General features: G+C 58.9%; 20 protein-coding genes. 4 read left to right on the top strand and 16 right to left on the bottom strand.

The features are described from left to right. Positions 1–41: 41 nt before the first annotated feature. The 7 genes from NH234_RS24735 to rplM all read right to left on the bottom strand — a co-directional run bounded on the left by NH234_RS24735 (position 42) and on the right by rplM (position 4930). Positions 42–455 (bottom strand): ClpXP protease specificity-enhancing factor, encoded by a 414-nt coding sequence (locus tag NH234_RS24735; RefSeq protein WP_007956787.1) that lies wholly within the window; start codon positions 453–455, stop codon positions 42–44. Between the two features lie 16 nt (positions 456–471). Further along, a complete protein-coding gene (locus tag NH234_RS24740; RefSeq protein ID WP_085709342.1) occupies positions 472–1089 on the bottom strand; it encodes a glutathione S-transferase N-terminal domain-containing protein in 618 nt (205 codons plus the stop codon). A 148-nt stretch (positions 1090–1237) separates the two neighbouring features. After that, positions 1238–2020: a cytochrome c1 gene (locus NH234_RS24745; protein ID WP_367254546.1), complete on the bottom strand. Its 783-nt coding sequence runs from the start codon at positions 2018–2020 to the stop codon at positions 1238–1240. Further along, on the bottom strand, positions 2020–3231 hold the full coding sequence (locus NH234_RS24750) for a cytochrome bc complex cytochrome b subunit (RefSeq protein ID WP_065261493.1): 1212 nt from the start codon (positions 3229–3231) through the stop codon (positions 2020–2022). The genes NH234_RS24745 and NH234_RS24750 overlap by 1 nt, the downstream gene beginning before the upstream one ends. Beyond that, positions 3231–3824 (bottom strand): ubiquinol-cytochrome c reductase iron-sulfur subunit, encoded by a 594-nt coding sequence (gene petA, locus NH234_RS24755; RefSeq protein ID WP_003228055.1) that lies wholly within the window; start codon positions 3822–3824, stop codon positions 3231–3233. Before petA ends, NH234_RS24750 begins: the two co-directional genes overlap by 1 nt. A gap of 270 nt (positions 3825–4094) precedes the next feature. Continuing rightward, positions 4095–4487, bottom strand: coding sequence for a 30S ribosomal protein S9 (rpsI, locus tag NH234_RS24760; RefSeq protein WP_007961615.1), 393 nt, complete (start codon positions 4485–4487; stop codon positions 4095–4097). Positions 4488–4501: 14 nt separating this feature from the next. Further along, positions 4502–4930, bottom strand: a complete 429-nt coding sequence (rplM, locus tag NH234_RS24765) for a 50S ribosomal protein L13 (RefSeq protein WP_007928449.1) — start codon at positions 4928–4930, stop codon at positions 4502–4504. A 244-nt stretch (positions 4931–5174) separates the two neighbouring features. Between rplM and NH234_RS24770 the strand changes: the two genes are divergently transcribed. Next, positions 5175–6215, top strand: a complete 1041-nt coding sequence (locus NH234_RS24770) for an NADP(H)-dependent aldo-keto reductase (RefSeq protein WP_367254551.1) — start codon at positions 5175–5177, stop codon at positions 6213–6215. A 119-nt stretch (positions 6216–6334) separates the two neighbouring features. Here the strand turns inward: NH234_RS24770 and NH234_RS24775 are convergent, their stop codons facing one another. Continuing rightward, positions 6335–7471 (bottom strand): acyl-CoA dehydrogenase family protein, encoded by a 1137-nt coding sequence (locus tag NH234_RS24775; RefSeq protein ID WP_367254553.1) that lies wholly within the window; start codon positions 7469–7471, stop codon positions 6335–6337. A 246-nt stretch (positions 7472–7717) separates the two neighbouring features. On the opposite strand from NH234_RS24775, the gene NH234_RS24780 reads away from it, so the two are divergent. Next, a complete protein-coding gene (locus NH234_RS24780; RefSeq protein ID WP_170929661.1) occupies positions 7718–8614 on the top strand; it encodes a GlxA family transcriptional regulator in 897 nt (298 codons plus the stop codon). A 62-nt stretch (positions 8615–8676) separates the two neighbouring features. Here NH234_RS24780 and zapE read toward each other — a convergent pair whose 3' ends face one another. The 3 genes from zapE to NH234_RS24795 all read right to left on the bottom strand — a co-directional run bounded on the left by zapE (position 8677) and on the right by NH234_RS24795 (position 11871). Next, a complete protein-coding gene (gene zapE, locus NH234_RS24785) occupies positions 8677–9771 on the bottom strand; it encodes a cell division protein ZapE (RefSeq protein ID WP_085606932.1) in 1095 nt (364 codons plus the stop codon). 90 nt (positions 9772–9861) lie between these two features. Continuing rightward, on the bottom strand, positions 9862–11217 hold the full coding sequence (locus tag NH234_RS24790; protein WP_085733658.1) for a tryptophan--tRNA ligase: 1356 nt from the start codon (positions 11215–11217) through the stop codon (positions 9862–9864). 24 nt (positions 11218–11241) lie between these two features. Continuing rightward, the gene (locus tag NH234_RS24795) at positions 11242–11871 is read right to left on the bottom strand and encodes an alpha/beta hydrolase (RefSeq protein ID WP_367257248.1); all 630 of its coding nucleotides are present in this window, start codon (positions 11869–11871) and stop codon (positions 11242–11244) included. Positions 11872–12015: 144 nt separating this feature from the next. On the opposite strand from NH234_RS24795, the gene NH234_RS24800 reads away from it, so the two are divergent. Next, positions 12016–12450 carry a DUF1043 family protein gene (locus NH234_RS24800; RefSeq protein ID WP_039766275.1) on the top strand — a complete coding sequence of 145 codons (435 nt, stop codon included), beginning with the start codon at positions 12016–12018 and terminating at the stop codon, positions 12448–12450. Between the two features lie 67 nt (positions 12451–12517). Here NH234_RS24800 and NH234_RS24805 read toward each other — a convergent pair whose 3' ends face one another. Together NH234_RS24805 and NH234_RS24810 are read right to left on the bottom strand one after the other, a co-directional pair. Beyond that, on the bottom strand, positions 12518–13249 hold the full coding sequence (locus tag NH234_RS24805) for an OmpA family protein (protein WP_085700856.1): 732 nt from the start codon (positions 13247–13249) through the stop codon (positions 12518–12520). Positions 13250–13366: 117 nt separating this feature from the next. Next, positions 13367–14011 (bottom strand): MBL fold metallo-hydrolase, encoded by a 645-nt coding sequence (locus NH234_RS24810; RefSeq protein WP_085733657.1) that lies wholly within the window; start codon positions 14009–14011, stop codon positions 13367–13369. Positions 14012–14215: 204 nt separating this feature from the next. On the opposite strand from NH234_RS24810, the gene NH234_RS24815 reads away from it, so the two are divergent. Further along, complete coding sequence (locus NH234_RS24815) at positions 14216–19144, top strand: reprolysin-like metallopeptidase (protein ID WP_367254556.1); 4929 nt, start codon at positions 14216–14218, stop codon at positions 19142–19144. A 102-nt stretch (positions 19145–19246) separates the two neighbouring features. Here NH234_RS24815 and NH234_RS24820 read toward each other — a convergent pair whose 3' ends face one another. From NH234_RS24820 to NH234_RS24830, 3 genes are all read right to left on the bottom strand, one after another. After that, complete coding sequence (locus tag NH234_RS24820) at positions 19247–21982, bottom strand: LuxR C-terminal-related transcriptional regulator (RefSeq protein WP_367254557.1); 2736 nt, start codon at positions 21980–21982, stop codon at positions 19247–19249. Positions 21983–22152: 170 nt separating this feature from the next. Then, positions 22153–23517 carry a DUF1329 domain-containing protein gene (locus tag NH234_RS24825; RefSeq protein WP_085733654.1) on the bottom strand — a complete coding sequence of 455 codons (1365 nt, stop codon included), beginning with the start codon at positions 23515–23517 and terminating at the stop codon, positions 22153–22155. A gap of 27 nt (positions 23518–23544) precedes the next feature. Beyond that, positions 23545–25434 carry a DUF1302 domain-containing protein gene (locus NH234_RS24830; protein WP_085733653.1) on the bottom strand — a complete coding sequence of 630 codons (1890 nt, stop codon included), beginning with the start codon at positions 25432–25434 and terminating at the stop codon, positions 23545–23547. Positions 25435–25524: the final 90 nt, after the last annotated feature.

Below are 25524 nucleotides of genomic sequence, written 5' to 3' on the forward strand. Positions count from 1 at the left end.
GCAGGCACAAAAAAGGCGATCCGGTTGGATCGCCTTTTTTATTACTTCACCACTTTCAGGCTTGGCCGGCCACTTGGGCGCGGAGGCTCGCTGTCCGGTGGCGGAACATCGTCATCCTGTTCGATCTCGTCTTCGTCATCCATCGGCGACTCCAGATCGAACACCATGCCCTGACCGTTCTCCCGGGCGTAGATACCCAGGATCGCGGCAATTGGCACATACAGGCTGTGCGGAACGCCACCGAAGCGACCCTCGAAGGTCACGACGTCGTTGTCCATGTGCAGATGACGCACTGCACTCGGCGAAATATTCAGGACAATCTGCCCGTCGCTGGCAAAACCCTGTGGTACCTGCACTGCCGGGTACTCGGAATTGACCAGCATGTGCGGGGTGCAATCGTTATCCACAATCCACTCGTAGAGCGCGCGGACCAGATAAGGTCGACTGGAGTTCATAGCGGCTCCTTAAGCCTTAGCGCATGTCGCGTTCGACACCAGACAGACTCGCCTGGAAAGCCTCACGCGCAAACTGACGCTCCATATAATCAAGCAGCGGCTTGGCCGGCCGCGGCAGTTCTATACCCAGAATCGGCAAACGCCAGAGTATTGGCAATAGGCAGCAATCCACCAGACTTTGTTCCTCACTGAGGAAAAACGGCTTGTCGGCAAACAACGGCGACACGCCCGTCAGGCTTTCGCGCAATTCCTTGCGCGCCACGACACGCGCAGCTTCCTTGGTGCGTGAATCCAGAATCAGATCCACCAGACCACACCAGTCACGCTGGATGCGGTGCATCAACAGACGACTGTTGGCACGCGCCACCGGGTACACAGGCATCAATGGCGGATGCGGGTAACGCTCATCCAGATACTCCATCACCACGGTCGACTCCCACAACGCCAGGTCACGATCGACCAACGTCGGAAGACTGCCGTAAGGGTTTACCTCAATCAGTTTAGGCGGCTGACGACCAGCCTCCACAAAAATGATTTCGGCGCTGACACCCTTCTCTGCAAGCACGATGCGCACTCGGTGGGAATAGTGGTCGGCGGGGTCGGAGTAACAGGCCAACCGATTGGTCACGCCCATGGCGATCCTCCTCGCTTGTTGAAATAGTCGGAGCCGGAAAAACGCGCGCGCCCAGAGGGCGCCTCCCGCAAAACCTGGCTGACCAGGCCTTGCGTTTTCAGAGGCGCCCTTGGGCGCGCGCGATTAACAGCAATTGCTTGAAGCGTTATCAGTGCACGTCTTTCCAGTATTCACGCTTGAGCAGGTAGGCGAACACAAAGAAGAACGCCAGGTACAGCAAGACGTAAGTACCGATGCGCTGATGTTGCAGCTTAACCGGGTTAGCCGAGTAAGCCAGGAAGGTTACCAGATTCTTGACCTTCTCATCGAACTGCTCTTCGTTCAGGGCGCCGGTTTTCGGCACGATGGTCAGTTGATCGCAGGCCTCATGAGTCAAAGGCGTACCGGTCAGCGGATCGTACTGCTTCTTGCCATCCTCGACGATCTGCACCTGTTTGCAACCCACGACCTGACGCCCTTGCAGGCCGACCAGCACGTTAGGCATGCCGACGTTCGGGAAGACTTTGTTGTTCACGCCCCATGGACGCGCCGGATCCTCATAGAACGAACGCAGATAACCATACAGCCAGTCGGTACCACGAACACGCGCCACCAGGGTCAGGTCCGGTGGCGCTGCACCGAACCAGGTCTTGGCGTCGGCCGGCTGCATGCCGATGTTCATGTGATCGCCGATCTTGGCACCGGTGAACACCAGTTTCTCCAGCATCATTTCGTGCGGAACGCCGAGGTCATCGGCAACACGCTCGTAACGCTGGAACTTGGCGCTGTGGCAACCCATGCAATAGTTGGCGAAGGTACGCGCACCATCCTGCAGAGCAGCCTTGTCGGAAACGTCAATGTCGACTTTTTCCAGTTCCGGACCACCGTGTTCGGCAGCGAAAGACAGCACTGGCAGAGCAGCAAAAATCAGAGCAAAAAATAACTTTTTCATCAGCCAGTCACCCTTTCCGGAACCGGTTTGGTCTTCTCGAGCCTGGTGTAGAACGGCATCAGAATGAAGTAGGCGAAGTACAGGAAGGTGCAGATCTGCGACACCAGTGTGCGCTCCGGCGTCGGGGCCAGAACACCCAGAATGCCGAGGATCACGAAGGAAATGCAGAACACCACCAGCCAGATTTTGCTCATCCAGCCTTTGTAGCGCATCGACTTGACCGGACTGCGGTCAAGCCATGGCAGGACGAACAGCACCGCAATAGCCGCCCCCATGGCGATAACACCCATGAGCTTGTCAGGGACCGCACGCAAGATTGCGTAGAACGGTGTGAAGTACCAGACCGGTGCAATGTGCTCTGGCGTCTTGAACGGGTTGGCTTGCTCGAAGTTTGGCTTTTCGAGGAAGTAGCCGCCCATTTCCGGGAAGAAGAACACAATGAAGCAGAAGATGAACAGGAAGACCACCACACCGACAATGTCTTTCACGGTGTAGTACGGGTGGAAAGCGATGCCGTCCAGCGGGACACCGTTTTCGTCCTTGTGCTTCTTGATGTCCACGCCGTCCGGGTTGTTCGAACCCACTTCGTGCAACGCCAGAATGTGCAGCACCACCAGACCGAGAATCACGATCGGCAAGGCCACCACGTGCAGGGCGAAGAAGCGGTTCAGGGTGATCCCGGAAATCAGGTAGTCACCACGAATCCACTGAGTCAGGTCGTTACCGATGACCGGAATCGCGCCGAACAGCGAGATGATTACCTGGGCGCCCCAGTAGGACATCTGGCCCCATGGCAACAGATAACCCATGAAGGCTTCGGCCATCAGCGCCAGGTAGATCAGCATGCCGAACACCCACACCAGCTCCCGCGGTTTCTGGTACGAACCGTAGAGCAGGCCACGGAACATGTGCAGATAGACCACGATGAAGAACGCCGAAGCGCCAGTGGAGTGCAGCAAACGCAGGATCGAACCGTACTCGACGTCGCGCATGATGTATTCGACGGAGGCAAACGCCTCTTCCGCCGACGGGGTGTAGCTCATGGTCAGCCAGACACCGGTGACGATCTGGTTGACCAGAACGAGCAGCGCCAGTGAGCCGAAGAAGTAGAAGAAATTGAAGTTTTTTGGAGCGTAATACTTGCTGAGATGGTCTTCCCACATCTTGGTGGCGGGGAAGCGCGCATCAACCCAATCCATGAACTTGCTCATCACGCTTTCTCCGTATCGACGCCAATGACAATCAGGTCATCGGTCTCATAGGAATGCGGGGGTACTGGCAGGTTCAAAGGCGCAGGTTGCGACTTGTAGACGCGGCCAGCCAGATCGTAGTGGGAACCGTGGCAAGGGCAGAAATAGCCACCTACCCAGTCTTTTCCCAGATCCGCGGGTGCCACTTCGGGACGGAAGGTCGGTGAGCAACCCAGGTGAGTGCAGATCCCGATCAGCAGGAGAATTTCCGGCTTGATCGAACGCACTTCAGGGTCGACATAGGTAGGTTGCGTGGAGTTTTTGGAGGTCGGATCGGAGAGCTGGCCCTCGATCTTCTTGAGATTCCCCAGGATTTCCGCAGTACGGCGAACAATGAATACCGGCTGGCCGCGCCATTCAGCAATCATCTGCTGTCCGGGCTCGATTTTGCTGACATTCACTTTCACCGGTGCACCGGCAGCTTTCGCCTTGGCACTGGGAAACCATGACCCCACGAACGGGACCGCAGCCCCCACCGCTCCTGCAGCACCCACCACGGATGTGGCTGCTACCAAGAAGCGACGCCGGCCTGCATTCACGCCGTCATTGCTCATTCAGTCCTCTCCCATCAGCTTTGTGGCCTGTTAAATCAGGCATCTACTAAATATGAAACAATGTACTTATAAAAATTTTGCCGAATGGTAATGAAAACCCCCAATTCTGACAAGGTAATTACCCGGAGGGCTGGCCCTCAAGCCTTGTAGTATAGGGGGTCTACGAATGTGGCAAGTTGTCACAGCGCAATTATTCGAGAAATCGCACGCATAAAAAAACGCCCGGTTCCGTGAGGAATCGGGCGTTCTTTTTTGAACGTGGAAGCGAAATTAACGCTTCGAGTACTGCGGACGCTTACGCGCTTTACGCAGACCAACTTTCTTACGTTCAACTTCACGGGCGTCGCGGGTAACGAAGCCAGCTTTGCGCAGAGCGCTACGCAGGGTTTCGTCATAGTCCATCAGAGCGCGAGTGATACCGTGGCGGATTGCGCCAGCCTGACCACTTACACCACCGCCGATCACGGTGACGTAGATGTCGAATTTCTCGACAGTCTCGGTCAGTTCCAGCGGCTGACGAACTACCATGCGGGCAGTTTCGCGGCCGAAGAACGAGTCCAGCGAACGGTTGTTGATGGAGATGTTACCAGTACCCGGACGCAGGAAAACGCGTGCGGTTGCGGTCTTGCGACGGCCAGTGCCGTAATTTTGAGTCGCCGACATAATGAACTATTCCGTTAAATCTTCAGTTCTTGGGGCTGCTGAGCAGTATGAGGGTGTGCAGCGCCCGCATAGACTTTCAGCTTACGGTACATGTCGCGACCCAGCGGGTTTTTAGGCAGCATGCCTTTAACCGCGGTCTCGATCACGCGCTCAGGGGCCTTGGCGATCAGTTTTTCAAAGTTGATCGACTTGATACCGCCCGGGAAACCGGAGTGGGAGTAGTACATTTTGTCAGTGGTTTTAGCACCGGTTACACGAACTTGCTCGGCGTTGATCACGACGATGTAGTCGCCGGTATCAACGTGAGGAGTGTACTCAGGCTTGTGCTTGCCACGCAGACGGCTCGCGATTTCGGTGGCCAGACGACCCAGGGTCTGACCAGCAGCGTCGACGACAAACCAGTCGCGCTTTACTGTTTCCGGTTTAGCAGTAAAAGTTTTCATTCTTTATAGCCTCAGGGGCCGCCTGTAAATAAGACGGCGGATCTTACTGAATAGTGCGTACTTTGACAAGTCAAAGGCAGCCGGATACAGACGCTTTCGGGGGCTCGGGTCGGCGCGTCCGTTCAACGGCAAGATTCTTCGGCGGCGGGGCATCACTTCCACTGCAGAAAGAGGTCGGCAATTATGCAGATTGCGAAAAAAATTTCAACCTGCTTTTATGCTTGTTTTGCCCAAGGAGCACCCGATGGACTATCGCCAGCTAGGCCGTACCGACCTGAACGTGAGTGCAATCTGCCTCGGCACCATGACCTGGGGTGAGCAAAACACTGAAGCTGAAGCTTTCGCCCAGATCGAGCGGGCCAAGGGCGCCGGGATCAATTTCATCGACACCGCCGAGATGTACCCGGTGCCGCCGAAAGCCGAAACCTATGCCACCACCGAGCGCTACATCGGCAATTATTTCAAGAGCCGCGGCGACCGCGCCGACTGGATCCTCGCCAGCAAGATCGCCGGCCCCGGCAACACCATCGACTACATCCGCGACAAAAACCTGCGCCACAACCGCCAGCACATCACCGAGGCCGTGGACGCCAGCCTCAAGCGCCTGCAGACCGACTACATCGATCTGTATCAATTGCACTGGCCGGAGCGCAGCACCAACTTTTTCGGACAGCTGGGCTACAAACACAAGATCGAAGCCAACCTCACCCCGCTCGAAGACACCCTCGAAGCCCTCGACGAGCAAGTGAAGGCCGGCAAGATCCGCCACATCGGCCTGTCCAACGAAACCCCGTGGGGCACCATGCGCTTTCTGGCCCTGGCGGAACCCCGTGGCTGGCCGCGCGCGGTATCGATCCAGAACCCGTACAACCTGCTCAACCGCAGCTTCGAAGTCGGCCTGGCGGAAATCGCGATTCGCGAACAGTGCGGCCTGCTCGCCTATTCCCCGCTGGCATTCGGCTTCCTGTCGGGCAAGTACGAAGGCGGCGCCCGTCCGCCAAAAGGCCGCCTGAGCCTCTACAGCCGATTCAGTCGCTACTTCAACCCGCAATCGGAAGCGGCGTGCAGCCGTTACGTGGCCCTGGCCCGTGAACACGGCCTGGATCCGGCGCAAATGGCCCTGGCGTTTGTGAATCAGCAACCGTTTGTCACCAGCAACATCATCGGTGCGACAACGCTGGAGCAACTGGACAGCAACATCGCCAGCTACGAACTGAAACTATCGAAGGAAGTGCTGGACGGGATCGAAGCGATCCACAAGGATCATCCGAACCCGGCGCCTTGATTAAGCTTTAGATCCAATCGCGAGCAAGTCGAGTCGTCGCACCGTCGCTCCCACAGGGATCACCGTCATCTGTGGGAGTGAGCTTGCTCGCGAAGGGGCCAGTCAATTCACTGCAAAACTCAAAGCGAACGCGCAATGATCTCCTTCATGATTTCATTGGTGCCCGCATAGATCCGCTGCACCCGCGCATCCGCCCACGCCCGGGCCACCGGGTACTCCCACATGAATCCGTAGCCACCATGCAACTGCACGCACTCGTCGAGCACCTTGCATTGCAGGTCGGTGCCCCAGTACTTGGCCATCGCGGCGGTCGGTACGTCGAGCTTGCCTTGCAGGTGCAGCTCCAGGCAGCGATCAACGAACACCCTGCCGATCTGAATTTCGGTGGCCATTTCCGCCAGCTTGAAGCGCGTGTTCTGGAAGTCGGCGATGGCCTTGCCGAACGCCTTGCGGTCCCGGGTGTAATCCAGCGTCCATTGCAGCGCCGCCTCGGCCGAGGCCAGACCGCCAATGGCCACGGTCAGACGCTCCTGCGGCAATTCCTGCATCAGATAAGCAAACCCGGCCCCGGCCTGCCCCAACAGGTTTTCCTTCGGCACTCGCACATCCTGGAAGAACAATTCCGACGTGTCCTGAGCCTTCATTCCGACCTTCTCCAGGCGCTTGCCCTTGTCGAAGCCCGGCGTGTTCGCCTCCACCAGAAACAGGCTGGTGCCCTTCGCTCCAGCCTTGGGATCGGTCTTGGCGACGACGATCACCAGATCGGCGAGAAAACCATTGGTGATGAAGGTTTTCGAACCGTTGATGACATATTCGTCACCGTCCAGCACGGCGGTGGTCTTGACCCCCTGCAAGTCGGAGCCCGCGCCCGGCTCGGTCATGGCGATGGCCGTGACCATCTCGCCGGACACCAGTTTCGGCAGGTATTTCTGCTTCAGCGTCTCGCTGCCGTAATGCAGGATGTACGGCGCGACGATGTCCGAATGCAGCGAGAAACCGATGCCGGTCAGGCCCAGCCGCCCTACTTCTTCGATCACGACCGCGCTGTAGAGAAAGTCCGCTCCCAAACCACCGTATTCCTCTGGCAGATGCGAGCAGAGCATCCCCGCCTCCCCTGCTTTGTTCCACAACTTGCGGTCGATGTAGCCTTGTTTTTCCCACTGCGCATGAAACGGCACCGCCTCTTTTTCGAGGAATGTTCTAACGCTGTCGCGGAACAATTCGTGCTCGGAGCTGAACAGGGTTCTGGGGATCATGCGACACCTTTTCTTTATTGTTGAAGGGATCAGACCTTCAGAGACTAAGCCCCGCTTCCGATACAGGACACTGGACACATCCGACAAAAAATAAGACGATCCAGCCGTCTGGTGACCACTTTCCCTTATAAAAACAAAAGTTGAATTATGTCCAAGCAAGTCTCCACGCCCTTGCGGCGCGTCAGCATCCTGGCGATCGACCGGGTTTTCGCTTCCACCCTCATGCAAGCCAAGGATTTCTTCCATCTGGCCAGCCTGCGTTACGGCAAACAACTGGGCCACGGCCTGACTCCGGCGTTCGAAACCCGCCTGGTCAGCCCCGACGGCAAACCGGTGAACAGCTTCAGTGACGTGGTCATGCCGGTGGACGGAGGTCTGGAAAACACTGATGTCATCATCCTCCCGGCCTTCTGGGACGACTTCGACACATTGAGCCAACGCTATCCACAGATCCTGCCTTGGCTGCGCGAGCAACATGCGCGCGGAGCAGTTCTCTGCGGCGAGGCCACCGGGGTGTTCTGGCTGGCCGAAGCCGGTCTGCTCAACGGCAAGGAAGCGACCACCTACTGGCGCTTCTTCAATGCCTTCGCCGAGCGCTTTCCAAAGGTCTATCTCAATCAGGACAAGCACCTGACCGACGCCGACAACCTGTACTGCGCCGGCGGCACCACGTCGGCCTGCGACCTCTACATCTATCTGATCGAACGCTTCTGCGGCGCCAATGTGGCGCAAGCCGTGGCCCGCGACATTCTTTATGAAGTGCAGCGCAGCTACTCACCGGGCCGCATCGGTTTCGGCGGCCAGAAACTGCACCAGGACGTGATCATCCTGCAGATCCAGCACTGGCTCGAAGAGCATTTCGCCGACAAGTTCCGCTTCGAAGACGTGGCCCGCGAGCACGGCATGAGCATTCGCAACTTCATGCGCCGCTTCCAGACCGCCACTGGCGATAAACCGCTGCACTACCTGCAACGGCTGCGCATCGAGACCGCCAAGGGCTTGCTCTCCGGCAGCCGCAAGAGCATCAAGACCATCAGCTACGAAGTCGGCTACGACGATGCGAGCTTCTTCGCACGCCTGTTCCGCCAGCACACCGAACTGTCGCCGAACCAGTATCGACAGCAGTTCCAGCAAGCTGCCTGACGATTCGACCAGACACAAAAAAGGGCCTGCATCTGCAGGCCCTTTTTGTTTGCCGAATCCGCTTAAGGCTTGTGGGCCCGGGACAGGAATTCGTGGGATTGCATCTCCAGCAGACGGCTGAGGGTCCGCTGGAACTCGAATGTCAGGCGCCCACCGGTGTACAGATCTTTCAACTCGACTTCGGCAGAAATGATCAGCTTGACGTTACGGTCGTAAAACTCGTCGACCATGTTGATGAAGCGGCGGGCGATGTCGTCCGTGGTGACGCTCATCTGCTCCACGCCACTGAGCAGCACAGCATGGAAAATCTTGCCCAGTTCAATGTAGTCGTTCTGGCTACGCGGGCCGTCGCACAGCTCGCGGAAATCGAACCAGGCCACGTCGTCGCAAGTGCGCAGGGCGCGGATTTCGCGGTTTTCGATGATCAGCACATCGTTTTCCACGGCAGCCGTGCATTCAGGCGTCAGCGCACGGAAGCTCTTGCGCAGGCTTTCGTGAGCGGCTTCGTCGAGCGGGAAGTGGAACAGCTCCGCTTGTTCGAGGTGACGCAAACGGTAGTCGACGCCGCTGTCGACGTTGACGATCTCGGTGTTCTGCTTGATCAGCGCGATGGCTGGCAGGAAGCGCGCGCGTTGCAGGCCATCCTTGTACAGACCGTCCGGCACGATGTTCGAAGTCGCGACCAGGGTGACGCCGTTCTTGAACAGTTCTTCCATCAGCGTGCCGAGGATCATGGCGTCGGTGATGTCGGAAACGAAGAACTCATCGAAGCAAATAACCCGCGATTCAGTCGCAAAACGCTTGGCGATGATGGTCAGTGGGTTTTTCTCGCCGCCGAGGGTCTTCATCTCTTCGTGCACGCGCTTCATGAAGCGGTGGAAGTGGGTGCGGGTCTTTTCCTTGAATGGCAGGGCTTCGAAGAAGGTGTCCACCAGGTAAGTCTTGCCGCGACCCACGCCGCCCCAGAAGTACAGGCCCTTGACCGGGGTCTGATCCTTTTTGCCAAACAGTTTGCCCAGCAAACCCGGCTTGTTCTGCTCAGCCGCGATCAGATCGTCGTACAGGCGTTGCAAGTGACGCACGGCAGTTTCCTGCGCCGCGTCATGGAAGAAGTCCGGGCGTTTCAGATCAGCTTGATATCGTTCTAGGGGCGTCATAATTCGTTAGCAAGGCAACAAAAACGGGCCGTCACTGTAGCGATGGCCCGTGGGAATGGCAATCGGCCCTTGGTCGGGCCGGCCCGTTGATTATTCCTGAACCGGTGTCAGAGCGATCCGCAAAGCCTCGACGGCCGCATCGCGCGCAGCCACGTCGGCGAACGCCGGGCTGTCGCCGACGCACTCGCCTTGCAGCCAGACGCTGAAGCTCAGGTCTTCGCTGCGCACATCCAGCGCCTGACCCGATTGCAGCTGCTTGGTCACCTGGCCGGCAGTCTTGCCGTCGGCGAAGTTGCGCGACAGCAGCAATTGCTCACCATCGGCGGCCAGCAGACGGAAACGGAAGCTGCCATCGTCTTCGCGGAAGCTGACGAAACGCGCGGCTTTCGCGGCTTTCTTCTTGGTGGTCGCGGCAACCTGAACCTGATTGACGAAGGAGCGCAGGCCGACCGCTTCGCGCAGCTCGTTGAGGAACGGCGTCGCCACCGCACGGGCCTTTTTGGCACCGTGTTGCAGGATGTCTTCCAGATCTGCCGGGCGCTCGATCAACTGGTGGTAACGCTCGCGGGACTCGCCCAGTTCGTTGTCGAGCAATTGGAACAGACGGTTCTTCGCCTCGCCCCAACCCAGACCGCCCAGCAGCTCGCTGCGGAACTCATCAGCCTGCGCCGGCGTGGCGAACGCCTGGAACAGAGTGAACAGGTGCGAGTTGTCCGGATCCTTGGCTTCGCCCGGCGCGCGAGAGTCGGTAACGATCCGCGAAATCGCGTCCTTCATGTCCTTGGCGCTGGTAAACAGCGGGATGGTGTTGTCGTAGCTCTTGGACATCTTGCGACCGTCCAGGCCCGGCAAGGTGGCAACGCTTTCCTCGATCAGCGCTTCGGGCATGGTGAAGAACTCCTTGCCCTGGCCGAACAGGTGGTTGAAGCGCTGGCCGATGTCGCGGGCCATTTCCACATGCTGGATCTGGTCGCGACCGACCGGCACCTTGTGCGCGTTGAACATCAGGATGTCCGCCGCCATCAGCACCGGATAGCTGTACAAGCCCATGGTGATGCCGGCATCCGGGTCTTCGCCGGTCTCGACGTTCTTGTCCACCGAAGCCTTATAGGCATGGGCGCGGTTGAGCAGGCCCTTGGCGGCGACGCAGGTCAGCAGCCAGGTCAGCTCGGGAATTTCCGGAATGTCGGACTGGCGATAGAAGGTCACGCGATCCACATCCAGGCCACCGGCCAGCCAGGTCGCGGCGATTTCCAGACGCGAGCGCTGGATGCGCAGCGGGTCATCGCACTTGATCAGGGCGTGGTAGTCGGCCAGGAAGTAGAACGAATCGGCGTTCGTGTCACGGCTGGCGACGATCGCCGGGCGAATGGCGCCGGCGTAGTTGCCCAGGTGCGGGGTGCCGGTGGTGGTGATGCCGGTGAGGATGCGGGTACGGTTCGTCATGGGTAATCGCTTGTCAGACTGCAATCAATTCGAGAGACGCGGCAGGATCAGATCCTTGAGATCGGTCAGCTTGCCATGAAAAAAGTGTCCGCATTCTGCCACTTTCAGCAGCTCATGGGGGCGCTGGAGTTTGTCGGACCATTCGTAGACCAGCTGCGGGTCGATCACTTCATCGGTTTCCGGCTGGATCACGGTCAGCTCGCCCTGCTGCGGCAACTGATCCTGATCGCCCAGGCGCATGACCGCAGGCGCCACCATGAACAGATGCTTGAGCACCACGCCTTGTGCTTCAAGACGACCGCCGAGACTTGCTGCAACAAATCCACCAAAAGAGAAACCGAACAGGGTCAGCGGTAGATCCGGGTGTTTTTCCAGCAACCACGCGGCGGCTGCCTGAGCGTCATCGACTTCACCGCTGCCCATGTCATGGGAACCTTCACTGGCACCGACGCCGCGATAGTTGAAACGCAGGGTAATCAGGCCCGCGTCGCGCGCGGTGCGCTGCAGGGTCGAGACGACCTTGTTGAGCATGGTGCCGCCCTGCACCGGGTTGGGATGGCAGATCAGCGCGATGCCGCGTGGCTGCTCGTTATCCAGGTACAGGGATTCAAGTTGACCCACCGGGCCATCAATCACTACAGGGGTTTCACGCATCAGCAAGGAAGGAACTCCGTGACCTCGAATCGGGTCGACTCGTCTAGCAAATTGTCTGTGCCAATCTATTGCGAGTGAATCGCGGTATACAGCGCAGGTTCGAGCCGTTAACGTAAAGCAAAGCCGTTTATAGAGGAAGGACTCGTGGAACACTCGCTCTTAGTTTGGTTGTTGCCGACTCTTGCCCTGGTTGTGGGTGTCGCCATTGGTTTCCTGATCGCACGCGTTGCGCCGAACGCCGCGCCCAGCCGCACGCAGCGTCAACTGGACGATATTCAGGAACGTTTCGACAGTTATCAGAACGAAGTGGTGACCCACTTCAACAGCACCGCCAACCTGGTCAAGAAGCTGACCCAGAGCTATCAGGAAGTGCAGGACCATCTCGCCGAGGGCGCCAACCGCCTTGCCCTGGACGAGCAGACTCGTCAACGCCTGCTGGCTTCTTTGCACTCCGAGGCAGCACAGGCCCCACGGGAACGCCTGACGCCGCCACGGGATCAGGAACCGCCGCGTGACTACGCGCCGAAGACCCCGAACTCGCCGGGCATGCTCGACGAGCATTACGGCCTGAAGAAGTAATCAACCTTCGCGCCAACAAAAAGCCCCCGGACAATCACTTGTCCGGGGGCTTTTTTGTACCTGACGGTTACGGGTATTGCTGAACGGTGCCCGGCTGTTGCTGGCCACCGTACTGCTGGCCAGGGATGGCTTTGAGGTTAACCTCGACGCGGCGGTTCTGCGCGCGGCCATTGACGTCACCGTTGCTGGCGATCGGATTATCCGGGCCGGCACCGCGGGCGCTCAGGTTGGCACCGCTGACGCCTTGCGAAGTCAGGTAGGTCGCCACGCTCTGCGCACGACGCTGGGAAAGGTCCATGTTGTGCTGGCGACTGCCGGTGCTGTCGGTGTACCCGACGATCTCGATCTGGTTCTGGTTGAACTCCTTGAGCGAGTTGGCCAGGTTGTTCAGCGGCTGGTAGAAGCTTGGAGCGATGTTCGCCGAATCGGTGGCGAAGGTAATGTTGCCCGGCATGATCAGCTTGATCTGATCGCCCTGACGCTGCACTTCAACGCCGGTGTTGGCCATGCTGGCGCGCAGTTTCTTCTCCTGCTGATCGGCGTAGTAACCGTAACCGGCAGCGGAAGCACCGACGACAGCAGCGCCGATCAGGGCGCCCTTGCCGCGGTTGTTGTGGTCGATGGCGGCACCAGCCAGCGCACCGGCCAGTGCACCGAGGCCGCCGTATTTTGCGGTTTTGCTCATGCCCTGGGAGCCACCGTCGGCCTGACCCTGATTGTCATACGGGTTGGGCGAGGCGCAGCCGGACAGTACGGCTACGGCAGTAGCGACAATAATCAAACGACGCGTGGTGAACATGGAGAGCTCCTACTTTTTTTGCATTCTGTGGTGCAACGGCCGTTTGGCAATGGACCTTTGCGGGCGTTGGATCATGACAATGCACAAAAATTCCGCCGGGCACTCGTGACAAAATGTTTAGGCGCGCACGAACGGATTTTCCCGCATCTCATCGCCCAGACGCGTATCCGGGCCATGTCCGGCCACAACGGTCGCGTCCTCGTCCAATGTGTACAGTCGCTGCTTGATCGATCGCACGATGGTCGCCTGATCGCCGCCCCACAAATCCGTGCGCCCTACTCCTCGCCGGAACAATGTGTCACCGGCAATCAACAGCTTAGCCTCGGAAAACCAAAAACTCATGGAACCGGGTGTATGCCCCGGCGTGTGCAGCGCCACGCCGCATCCGCAGGCCAGTTCCTCGTCGTCGCTCAGCCAGCGATCCGGTGAGGGCACCGGGGTGTAAGGCACGCCGAACATCTGGCATTGCATTTCGAGGTTGTCCCACAGGAACTGATCCTCTTTGTGCAGATGCAGCGTTGCGCCGGTTCTCTCTTTCATCTGTCCGGAGGCGAGAAAATGATCAAGATGCGCATGAGTGTGGATGATACTGACCACTTTCAGACCCAGCGCATCGAGGCGCGCCATGATCAGATCGGGATTGCCGCCCGGGTCGACGACGATGGCTTTTTTCGTGATGGGGTCGCCGATGATCGTGCAATTGCACTGCAATGGGCCGACCGGGAAAGTTTCGCGAATGAGCGAGGGACTTGGAGCAGACATGAAATGGGGTCCTGGGCAGACAACGTTGACGTTCGCTTCAGGATTCTACTGCACTCGCCGATACAGATCGCCGGGTCAGTTAATTGGCGCCACTAATCAGAAAGTAGTGGCCAGATGATGTCAAACACCCTTGTTCTCGTGCAAAATCCAATCTTGTAGCGGCCACATTTCGGGAAGGGCCGCAGCCTCTCTCAGGAATTACGCATGCCACGCCCTACTGGTTACACAAGCACTTGGTTCGCCTCACTGACTGGGGTAGCCCCTGTCGACAGCCTCATCTCCGGCAATAAATGGGAAAGTACCCAATGGTACACCCCAAGTGCGGTAACCAGTCTGACGTACAGCTTCATTGTCCCTGGCGTATCGGTCTTCGCTCCGAACTACAGCGCTGACAACGAACCCAAGGCAGCCTATGCACTGACCAATGCCCAGCAAATGGCGGTTATAAGCGCTCTGGATAGCTGGTCAGCAGTAGCCAATATCACGTTCCAGTTGACTGGTGAATCCTCGACAAGCGTGGGCGATTTGCGTTTCGGCGGTTACTCGTTTCTCGATGCCGACGCGGCAGCCTGGGCTTACACCCCTTCCCAAAAACCCAATGGCGGCGACGTATGGATCGGGCCGAACACCAGTCAACCTTTTCCGGACAAGGGCACCTACGACTTCATGACATTCGTTCATGAAATCGGTCACGCAATAGGCCTTAAACATTCGTTCGCGCCATCGGCTACCAACAGCATCACGCTTGACCCGTCGCTCGATGACGCCGGCTTCACCATCATGAGCTACAACAACAGTTACTCATACCTGCCAACCACCCCCATGGTGCTGGATATCCTGGCGATCCAGAGCCTTTATGGCGCCAATACTCAGTGGATGACCGGCAACAACGTTTACTCGTGGGCCCCGACACAGTCAGTGTTCGAAACCATCTGGGATGCCGGCGGTATCGATTCAATCGACGCCAGCAATCAACTGGCAGCCGTCAGCATCAACCTCAACGAAGGCCAATACAGCAAGATCGGCAAGGCCTTCACCGACCAGGCAGGCAACTCGTTCAATCAGGGACTGGCGATTGCGTACGGCGCGAAGATCGAAAACGCTTACGGCTCGGCATTCAATGACACGCTGATCGGCAATGCACTGGACAACACCCTCAACGGTGGCGCGGGCGCGGATACCATGATCGGCGGTGCCGGCAACGACAGCTATGTCGTCGACAACGCCGGGGATGTGGTCATTGAAGAAGGCCCGTCGGCCAGTGATGTTGACTCGGTCTACTCCTACATCGACTACACGCTGGGTGCCAACCTCGAGAACCTGAACCTGGTCGGCAATGCTCTGAACGCCACCGGCAATGCGCTGAACAACATCCTGAGGGGCACCGACGGCAACAACGTACTGGACGGCGGTGCGGGCGCCGACATCATGATTGGCGGCCTGGGCAACGATACTTACATCGTCGACAATAGTGCCGACATCATCAGTGAAACCAGCACCCTGGCCACCGAGATCGACACCGTCCGCGCTTCGGCGAACTACGCCCTCAGTGCCAATCTGGAAAATCTCTATCTGACCGGCACCGGCAATATCTACGGTATCGGTAATGCCCAGAACAACCTGCTGGTCGGCAACGATGGCAACAACCAACTGGTGGGTGGCGCGGGCCTGGACACCATGATCGGCGGCAAGGGCAATGACGCCTATGGCGTCGATCAGGTCGGCGAGCTGGCCCTCATCCAGGAGTTCGCCAACGAAGGCACGGACCTGCTGGTGATCGAGTACAGCGCCAGCGCACAAAACAACATCATCGACCTGAACCAGGCCAGCCTGCTCAACATCGAGGATGTCGCCATCACCGGCGCCGGTGGTTTCACCGTCTACGGCAACGCACTGAACAACACCCTGACCGGCAATAGCGATGACAACGTCCTGAACGGCGGCGCGGGCGCAGATACCATGATCGGTGGCGCCGGCAACGACAGCTATATCGTCGACAACATCGGTGACGTGGTCATCGAACAAGGCCCGTCGGCCAGCGATCTCGACTCGGTCTACTCCTACATCGATTACACGCTGGGTGCGAATATCGAGAACCTCAACCTGGTCGGCAACGCCCTGAACGCCACCGGCAACTCGCTGAACAATATCCTCAGGGGCACCGACAACGACAACCGCCTGATTGGCGGGGCAGGCCTGGACACCATGATCGGGGGCAAGGGCAACGACACCTACGGCCTGGACCAGGCAGGTGAACTGGCCCTCGTTCAGGAACTGGCCAACGAAGGCAACGACACCCTGTTGATCGGCTACAACGCCACTGCACAAACCAATATCGTCGACCTGAATATCGCCAACCTGCAAAACTTCGAGAACGTCCAGTTGACCGGTTCCGGCGTTTTCACCGTCTACGGCAACGCGCTGAGCAACACCCTGATCGGCAACAGCGATGACAACACTCTCAACGGCGGCGCAGGTGCGGATACCCTGATCGGCGGCGCCGGCAACGACAGCTATGTCGTCGACAACGTCGGGGATGTGATCATTGAAGAAGGCCCGTCAGCCAGTGATGTCGATTCGGTCTACTCGTACATCGATTACACGCTGGGCGCCAACCTTGAGAACCTGAACCTGGTCGGCAACGCCATCAACGCCACCGGTAACGCGCTGAACAACATCCTCAGGGGCACCGACGGAAACAACGTGCTGGACGGCGGCGCGGGAGCCGATCTGATGATCGGCGGTTTGGGCAACGATACCTACATCGTTGACAATGTGGGCGACGTCATCAATGAAACCAACCGCCTGCAGGGAGGAATCGACACAGTCCGCGCCTCGGTCAACTACAGACTCAGCGCCAATCTGGAAAACCTCACCCTGACCGGAACTGGCAACATCTACGGCATTGGCAACGACCAGGACAACATCATCATCGGCAACGACGGTAACAACCAACTGGTTGGCGGCGCCGGAGTCGATACCCTGATCGGCGGCAAAGGCGATGATGCCTATGGCATCGATGAGGAGCGTGAGCTGGATCTCGTCCAGGAACTGGCCAACGAAGGCAATGACACGCTGGTGATTGAATACAAGGCATTCAGCGTACTGGGCAGTACCGTCGATCTGAATCGCGCCAGCCTGCAAAACATTGAAAATGTTGCCTTGACCGGTTCCGGTTTATTCACCGTTTATGGCAATGCGCTGAACAACACCCTGACCGGCAACAGTGATGACAACACCCTTAACGGTGGCGCAGGCGCGGATACCATGATCGGCGGTGCCGGCAACGACAGCTACGTGGTCGACAACGCCGGGGATGTGGTCATTGAAGAAGGCCCGTCGGCCAGTGATGTCGATTCGGTCTACTCCTACATCGACTACACGCTGGGTGCCAACCTCGAGAACCTGAACCTGGTCGGCAGTGCCATCAAGGCCACAGGTAACTCGCTGAACAACATTCTCAGGGGCACCGACGGCAACAACATACTGGACGGCGGCGCGGGCGCCGACATCATGATCGGCGGCGCAGGCGACGATACCTACATTGTCGATAACGTCGGTGACGTGGTGACTGAAAACTACCGCTGGGACGGCACCGATACGGTACGCGCGTCGGTGAACTACACCCTCAGCCAGTATGTGGAAAACCTTACCCTGACCGGCACCGGCAATATCTACGGCATTGGCAACGAACAGAACAATGTGCTCATCGGCAACGACGGTAACAACCAGCTGGTCGGTGGCGCGGGCCTGGACACCATGATCGGCGGCAAGGGCAATGATGCCTACGGCATTGATCAGGTCGGCGAACTGGCGCTCATCCAGGAGTTCGCCAACGAAGGCACTGACCTGCTGGTGATCGAGTACGACTCCAGTGCACGAAACAACGTCATCGACCTGAACCAGGCCAGCCTGCTCAACATCGAGGATGTCGCCATCACCGGCGCAGGTGGTTTCACCGTCTACGGCAACGCACTGAACAACACCCTGACCGGCAACAGCGGCGACAACACCCTCAACGGCGGTGCAGGCGCGGATACCATGATCGGTGGCGCCGGCAACGACAGCTATGTCGTGGACAACATCGGGGACGTGGTCATCGAACTAGGTCCTTTGGCCAGCGACCTCGACTCAGTCTACTCGTACATCGATTACACGCTGGGCGCGAATCTCGAGAACCTCAATCTGGTCGGCAACGCCCTCAACGCCACCGGCAACTCGTTGAACAACATCCTCAGGGGCAACGACAACGACAACCGCCTGATTGGCGGGGCAGGCCTGGACACCATGATCGGGGGCAAGGGCAACGACACCTACGGCCTGGATCAGGCAGGCGAACTGGCCCTCGTTCAGGAAAAAGCCAACGAAGGCAACGACACCCTGTTGATCGGCTACAACGCCACCTCACAAACCAATATCGTCGACCTGAATCTCGGCAACCTGCAAAACTTCGAGAACGTCCAGTTGACCGGTTCCGGCGTTTTCACCGTCTACGGCAACGCGCTGAGCAACACCCTGATCGGCAACAGCGATGACAACACCCTCAACGGCGGCGCAGGTGCAGACACCCTGATCGGGGGGGCCGGCAACGACAGCTACGTGGTCGACAACATCGGGGATTTGGTCATTGAAGAAGGCCCGTCGGCCAGCGATGTCGACTCCGTCTATTCGTACATCGATTACACGCTGGGCGCCAATCTCGAGAATCTCAACCTGGTCGGCAATGCCATCAAGGCCACCGGCAACTCACTGAACAACATTCTCAGAGGCAATGCCGGCAACAACATCCTGGACGGCGGTGCCGGTGCAGATGTGCTCTTCGGCGATGCCGGAGCGGACACCTTCGTTTTCCGCGCGGTCAACGAAATGGGTATTGGCGCCAACCGCGACGTCATCACCGACTTCAACAGTTTGCAGGGTGACAAGATCGACCTGACGAAATTTGATGCCAACCTGCTGACTGCCGGCGTCAATGGCTTCACCTTCATCGGTGGCGCCGACTTCACGGGTGCAGGCCAATTGCGCTTCGTCGACCATGTTCTGTCGGGCAACGTCAGTGGCAACGCCGGTGCGGACTTCGAAATCCAGCTGGTCGGTGTCAACAGCTTCAGCGCCAACGATCTGGTGGCCTGACGCTGTCCCATGGGTTCCCGGCCAGTGAAACAGGCCGGGAACGGAAACAAAGAACGCCCCGACTGATTCGGGGCGTTTTTTATTGGCCGACATTTGTTGCGGTCAGCTCAACACACCCAATTCCTTGGCCCGCGCCACCGCCTGTGTGCGGCGCTCGACCCCTAATTTGCTGTTGATATGGCTGGCATGGGTTTTCACCGTGTGCAGCGAAATGAACAGTTGTTCGCTGATTTCCTGGTTCGAGCAACCTTGAGCGATCAGACGCAATACAGCCAGCTCCCGACCACTGAGCTGCTCGGCCGTTGAGCAATCCGCAGGGGGACGCACGGCGTTCGCCGGAAAATGCTCCAGCAGTTGCCGCCCGACAAGGTTCGGCACGATCAGCAGCAGTTGGCCACGCAACCAGTCAGGGTGTTCGTTGATCAACACGTCGAACGGTTGCAACACCCCACCATCGGCGGCTTCCAGCGCCTGGGCCAATGCCTTGCGGGCCTCCGGCTCGCGCCCGTTCACCAGCAGCAGTGCCACTTTTTGCGTCAACGCCATCACACTCAACAATTGACGACCCGTTTGCTGGCCGTTTTCCAACAACACGTTCAAGCGTCCTTCGGCGAGCATCGGCTGACCCTGAATCACATCGAGCAGGGCCTGTTGCAACTCGACATGCAGCGGCAGTTGTGGATGGAACTCCGGTGGAGCCGCCGCGCGTTCGCCGGTGTAGGTCTGGCCCAGGCGCGCGAGCCACGCTTCGGCCAGATCAGTACGCCCTTGCGCCAACCACAGTTCACATTTGACCAGGGTAATCATCGCCAGGTAGTAGATCGGTGGGACGTCCCAGATGTGCATCAATCGTTCGGCTTCCGCCAGTTCGGCGAAAGCCTTGGCGAACTCCCCACGGCTCCCGTCCAGTCGAGCAATCACACAGTGGCCGATCAGTACACTGATATCGCGACAGGCCCGCGCCTCGCTCAGCCCCGCCAGCAGACGCGAGAGTGCCGCCTGTGGCTGCAGGCGCATTGCCAACAGAAAACCTTCGTACAAGGTGAGCCGTGCACGCACCGCATACAACCGTTGCGCAGACAACCCTCGCAGCCGGTCCAGCCCCTGATGAACCTCATCCAGCGCCCGTTCGATTTCGCCCCGCGCCTGCAACACCCGCGCACGGTCGTAATGGGCCAGCGCTTCGAACAACGGATTGCCGACCCGCTGAGCCAGCTCCAGGGATTCGCGGTTCAATCCGCGGGCACGCCAAAGATCGCCATCGGCAATCGCCAGATTGGACAAAGTCGACAGGCACATCAGGCGCTGTCCGTATCGTTTGGCCGGCAGGCTCTCCAGTGCTTCGCTGCAATACTCGATGGTCTGCTCGCGATGGCCTCGGCCACGGGCGATGATGCCCTTCAGCGCCAGCCATTGGGCAAGCATGGATTTTTGTGCCGTGGCCGATGGCGCCGGCAGAAAGCGGCTCAGGTGACTGGCGAGTTCTTCGGCTGCGTCGAGCTGGCACGCCAGCCCGAGTGCCCAGCTGTACAACACGATCAGGCGTGGCGTGCTGATCAGCAGACTGTCGGGCAAGTCCATCTTCCAGCGCAGTAACATGCCGACGTTCTGCTCGGCGAGCAATTGTTCCTCGGACAGGTTCTGGACCAGATTCGCCGCCACGTCCAGATGCCCTGCCCGCAACGCCTGCTCCACGGCCTCATCGAGCAGGCCTTGGGCATTGAACCAGCGACAGGCACGCAGGTGCAGTGTTGCCGCGGGCACAATCGCCCGGGCTATCGGCCTGCTGCGCAACAGATCGGAAAACAAATGGTGATAGCGATACCAGTGTCCGTGTTCATCCAGCGGCACCAGAAACACCTGATGCGCCAACAGGAAGCGCAGAATCTCGGCACTGTCGTGGGATTCGCGCACCGCATCGCACAGCTCGCTGCAAAAACGTTCCTGCGGCGCAGTGTCATAGAGAAACGCCTGCACCTCGGCCGGCAGGCAGTCGATGACTTCTTCGAGCAGGTAATCACGGATCAGCCCTTCCCCGCTGTTCAAGGCCTGCGGCAACGCTGCGTCACTCCCGGCCTCGGACACCGCCAGCAACCAGAAGCGCAGCCCAGCCACCCAACCTTCGCTGCGCTGAATCAGGTTTTCCAGGGCTTCACCGCGTAACGAACTGCTGTGCCGATCAAGCAACGCCAGCGCTTCGTCGTGGGTCAGGCGCAGATCCTGTTCATGCAGTTCCAGCAACTGTCGCGACAGGCGCAGACGGGCGAGATGCCAATCCGGCCGCTGACGGCTGGTTACCATGACCAGCAGGCCATCGGGCAAATGATTGAGGAAAAATTGCAGGCAACGATCCAGTACCGGGCCTTGGGCGAGGTGGTAATCGTCCAGCACCAACAACAGTGGCGAGGCTGGTTGCAGGTGCAGTGCCAGCTCATCGAGCAGGCCATCGAGCCATTCTTCGAAGGCGAACGGCTGATGACGCTGACGCATTTTCAACAGGCCGAGTGCACGGCTGCCGAGTTCCGGGAAGTAGTCCTGCAAGCCTTCGAGCAAGCGCTCGAGAAAGCGCCCCGGGTCACTGTCCCGGGCACTCAGCCCCAGCCACAGGCTTTGCCAATCCCTCGGCAGGTTTTGGCAGAACTCCACGGCCAGCGAGCTTTTGCCGAACCCGGCCGGGGCGCAGACCAGCAACAGACGCCCACCGAGCCCGGCTTGCAGGCGCTCGCAGAGGCGGGGGCGCATCACGTATCCGTCAGGCAGCGGAGGACGGAAAAAGCGTCCGTCCAGTGCCGCGACGGCAACGCTTGCAGGACCCGGAAGTGGGGACAGATCAGTCATGGCCGGCTCTTGTTCGAATGGCTGTTGGCGGCGTGGCAGATGTCCGCAGACTAGCCTTAAACGGCGTACATATGAAGTTGTTGCTACAAATGGCTACAAAATCACCACGCAAAAAAAACGCCCCGAACCAGTCGGGGCGTTTTTTCGAGGATGCGGCCTCGGGTTACAGCTTAGCGGATACCGTCCTGGCCCAGGTTGCCCGGCTGGAATTCGCTCTTGGTGGCAGAGAAGCCGAAGTCATAAGCCTGTTTCTCTTCGTTCTTCATGCCCAGTGCCAGGTAACGACCGGATTGCAGGTCATACAGGGTTTCCAGCGCGTACCACGGCACTTGCTTGTCGTAGTAGTCCTCGGCATGGGCCTCGGCGACGCGCCACAGCTGACCGCGACCGTCGTAGTGGTCGATGACCGCTGCCTGCCAGGTATCTTCATCGATGAAGAAGTCACGTTTGGCGTAGATGTGACGCTGACCCGGCTTCAGGGTAGCCACCACGTGCCAGACGCGGCGCAGCTCGTAACGGGTCAGGTCCTGATTGATGTGGCCGGCCTTGATGATGTCGGCGTACTTCAGCGTCGGCGAATCGATCTTGTAGCTGTTGTTGGCAATGTACATCTCCTTCTTGCCTTCCAGCTTCCAGTCATAACGATCCGGTGCACCGTTGTACATGTCCAGGTTGTCCGAGGTACGCAGACCGTCCGCCGCAGTACCCGGACCGTCATAGGACACTTGTGGTGCCTGGCGCACACGGCGCTGACCGGTCGCATAGACCCAGGCCTTGCGCGGCTCTTTCACCTGGTCGAGAGTCTCGTGCACCAGCAGCACGGTACCTGCCAGACGAGCCGGCGCGGTCACTTTCTGCTTGAAGTAGAACAGCACGTTACCCGGGTTGGCCGGATCGTAGTCCTTCATCTTGTCGCGGAACACGAACTGGTCCTGGAAATACACCAGGCTGAACGAGCCGTTGGTCTGCGGAGTCGCCTGGGTCACCAGACGGGTCACGCTGCCACCGCGATAGCGGGTGATGTGGTTCCAGATGACTTCCAGACCGTCTTTCGGGATCGGGAACGGGATGGCGGTCTGGAAGTTTTCCAGACCGTTGCCACCGGCCACCAGCGTGGTGGTCGTGGCGTTTTTCTTGATCGCGGCGAACACGTCATCCGGCACGGTGGCACCGCGATGGGACGGGTAGACCGGCATCTTGAAGGTATCCGGGTAACGCTTGAACATCGCGTACTGGCCCGGCGCAAGCTTGTCCTTGTACTGGTCGACGTTCTGCGCGGTGATAGTGAACAACGGTTTCTCACTGCCATACGGATCGGACAGGAAGCCTTTGCTGTCGACGGTGCCGGCATTCTTCGCCAGCGGCTTCCAGGCCGGGATCGAACCGTCGGCATTGCCCGCCATCTCGGCCCCCATCGGGGTCAGGCTTTTGCCCAGTTTGTCGGCTTCGGCGGCAGGTACTGCCGCCATCACGCTGGTCGCCAGCAGCGAAAGCCCCAGAACACCGGCGTGGAACAGATTCTTTGTTATTTTCATAGGTTTGTTCGTCCTGAAAAACTGTACTTAGAAGTTCACGCCAACACTGAGGGCAACGAAGTCGCGATCATCCACCGTGCTGTATTCGCCACCAAAGAAGTTGGTGTAGGCCAGGCTGGCGGTATAGGTGTTCTGATATTCGGCATCCAGCCCGAGGCTGATGGCCTTGCGGCCTTCCTCGAAGTTGCCGCCAGGGCCTGGGGAGTAACCCTTGACGTCGTGGGACCACGCCACGTTCGGCTTCAGGTTCACACCGGCGAACACGTCGCTGTAATCCCAGATGGCACGGGCGCGATAGCCCCAGGAAGTGGCCGTGGTGAAGCCGTTATTGTCGCAATTGCTGGAGCGGTTGCTGGTCGAAGCGCCAGGCCCGGCACCGTTGATGGTCGAAGTGTTGAGGATCTGCGAGCAGGTGTTCAGACCGCCAGTGGACGGCAGTTCACCCGGACCGAAGACCGGATCGCGACCGTAGCGGGCCTCGGACTTGCTCTCCAGACCGCCGACGTGGGTCACACCGACTTCACCCACCAGGGTCAGGCGGTTGGCGCCCATGACCTGATCGAAGAAGTGCGTCAGGGTGGTTTGCAGTTGGGTGATTTCCTTGCGGTTATAACCGTGCAGGTCCTGACCCGGAACGCCATTGAGGATCGAGGCGTTGGTCAGCGCGCCGCCCAACGGACGCACACCGGCGAACAGGATATCGGTGGAGTTCAGTTGCACCGGCGCATTCGGCCGGTAGCTGATCTCACCGCTCCACGCCGTACCGGTAGGCAGGGTGGTGGAGAAGCTCAGACCGTAGAGGCGAATGTCTTCCGGGTATTCGATGAAGTATTCGGAGTTACCCGCCACCACCAGAGGGCCCAGCGCCTGGAACGGACCAGGCAGTGCCTTGACGCCGTTGTAGATCGATTGTGGCGCACCGGTTGCGCTGAAGATCGGCGCACGGCTGTGGTAATTCATGAAGTAGGCACCGAATTCGGTGGCCAGCGGATCGAACATGTACTTGGCGGACACGCCCCACTGCCCGCTGTCCCGCGCATTGCGGTTCGGGGAGCGGCGCACCAGTACGCCCTCTTCGTTGACGTCGACACCGGCCGCAGCCAATGGACCGAGGGCAACGCCTGGAATGGTCGAACGTTTGTTCAGCACTCGCAGGTTGTCGTCGCAACCGGTGGTCACGATGTCAGGCTGGGAGAAGAACGTGCCGCAGTTGTCGGTCACGGTCTTCTGCCAGTCAATCTGATAGAAGCCTTCTGCCGACAGGTTTTCGGTAATGCTCTGGGAAAGGTAGAACATGTTGACCGGAATCAGGCCTTCCTTGATCTCGGCCCCAGGGCGGCGGAACGCGGAAACGTCGATCGGGTTGATCGAGTTGATACCACCACCGATGAACGTACTTTCACCCCAGTTCACCACCTGCTTGCCCAGACGCACCGAACCCGGCTCATCGGCAATGGCGTAGTTGTGATAGATGAACGCATCGAGAATCTGGCCGCCCGAAGAGCGGGCTGCCACGTCGCGGTTGTGGTTGCTGACGTCCTTGTATTCCAGGTCCTGGTTCTGCAGCGCGAAGTCGTACCAGTACTTGCCCCGGACGAAGACACCGGTGTCGCCATATTTCAGTTCGAGGTCATGGATGCCCTTGAAGATCTTCGAGAACGCTTGCCCGCTCTTGAAGTTCAAGTGACCGTCGTCGGAGGTCTGGGACAGGCCCCGGCCGCCGTTGTTGACACCAATAAGATCCTTGTTCGGTTGCTGGGTCGAAACACTCATGCCCAGGGAGAGCGAGGAGTCGAACTGGCCTTCGATTTCACCGACGTTGAAACTGACGCCGAATGCGGGCCCGGCGAGCGTGGAGGCAAGACTGACCGCCAGAGGCAGTTTTGCCCGGCGCCAGAACTGGTTTACTGAGGTCATCGACGCTACTCCATGTGCATTATTGTTATGGCAGTGAGTACTTTTAAAAACGCCTGAAGGACCGGGAACCAGGGGGCTCCCGAAGTCACT

Source organism: Pseudomonas sp. stari2 (assembly GCF_040760005.1).
Taxonomy (GTDB): Bacteria; Pseudomonadota; Gammaproteobacteria; order Pseudomonadales; family Pseudomonadaceae; genus Aquipseudomonas.

Excerpts from the sequence above, each read along its gene's own strand:
- NH234_RS24735 (WP_007956787.1), bottom strand. The coding sequence starts at position 455 with ATGAACTCCAGTCGACCTTATCTGGTCCGCGCGCTCTACGAGTGGATT.
- NH234_RS24740 (WP_085709342.1), bottom strand. The coding sequence starts at position 1,089 with ATGGGCGTGACCAATCGGTTGGCCTGTTACTCCGACCCCGCCGACCAC.
- NH234_RS24745 (WP_367254546.1), bottom strand. The coding sequence starts at position 2,020 with ATGAAAAAGTTATTTTTTGCTCTGATTTTTGCTGCTCTGCCAGTGCTG.
- NH234_RS24750 (WP_065261493.1), bottom strand. The coding sequence starts at position 3,231 with ATGAGCAAGTTCATGGATTGGGTTGATGCGCGCTTCCCCGCCACCAAG.
- petA (WP_003228055.1), bottom strand. The coding sequence starts at position 3,824 with ATGAGCAATGACGGCGTGAATGCAGGCCGGCGTCGCTTCTTGGTAGCA.
- rpsI (WP_007961615.1), bottom strand. The coding sequence starts at position 4,487 with ATGTCGGCGACTCAAAATTACGGCACTGGCCGTCGCAAGACCGCAACC.
- rplM (WP_007928449.1), bottom strand. The coding sequence starts at position 4,930 with ATGAAAACTTTTACTGCTAAACCGGAAACAGTAAAGCGCGACTGGTTT.
- NH234_RS24770 (WP_367254551.1), top strand. The coding sequence starts at position 5,175 with ATGGACTATCGCCAGCTAGGCCGTACCGACCTGAACGTGAGTGCAATC.
- NH234_RS24775 (WP_367254553.1), bottom strand. The coding sequence starts at position 7,471 with ATGATCCCCAGAACCCTGTTCAGCTCCGAGCACGAATTGTTCCGCGAC.
- zapE (WP_085606932.1), bottom strand. The coding sequence starts at position 9,771 with ATGACGCCCCTAGAACGATATCAAGCTGATCTGAAACGCCCGGACTTC.
- NH234_RS24790 (WP_085733658.1), bottom strand. The coding sequence starts at position 11,217 with ATGACGAACCGTACCCGCATCCTCACCGGCATCACCACCACCGGCACC.
- NH234_RS24795 (WP_367257248.1), bottom strand. The coding sequence starts at position 11,871 with ATGCGTGAAACCCCTGTAGTGATTGATGGCCCGGTGGGTCAACTTGAA.
- NH234_RS24805 (WP_085700856.1), bottom strand. The coding sequence starts at position 13,249 with ATGTTCACCACGCGTCGTTTGATTATTGTCGCTACTGCCGTAGCCGTA.
- NH234_RS24810 (WP_085733657.1), bottom strand. The coding sequence starts at position 14,011 with ATGTCTGCTCCAAGTCCCTCGCTCATTCGCGAAACTTTCCCGGTCGGC.
- NH234_RS24815 (WP_367254556.1), top strand. The coding sequence starts at position 14,216 with ATGCCACGCCCTACTGGTTACACAAGCACTTGGTTCGCCTCACTGACT.
- NH234_RS24820 (WP_367254557.1), bottom strand. The coding sequence starts at position 21,982 with ATGACTGATCTGTCCCCACTTCCGGGTCCTGCAAGCGTTGCCGTCGCG.
- NH234_RS24825 (WP_085733654.1), bottom strand. The coding sequence starts at position 23,517 with ATGAAAATAACAAAGAATCTGTTCCACGCCGGTGTTCTGGGGCTTTCG.
- NH234_RS24830 (WP_085733653.1), bottom strand. The coding sequence starts at position 25,434 with ATGACCTCAGTAAACCAGTTCTGGCGCCGGGCAAAACTGCCTCTGGCG.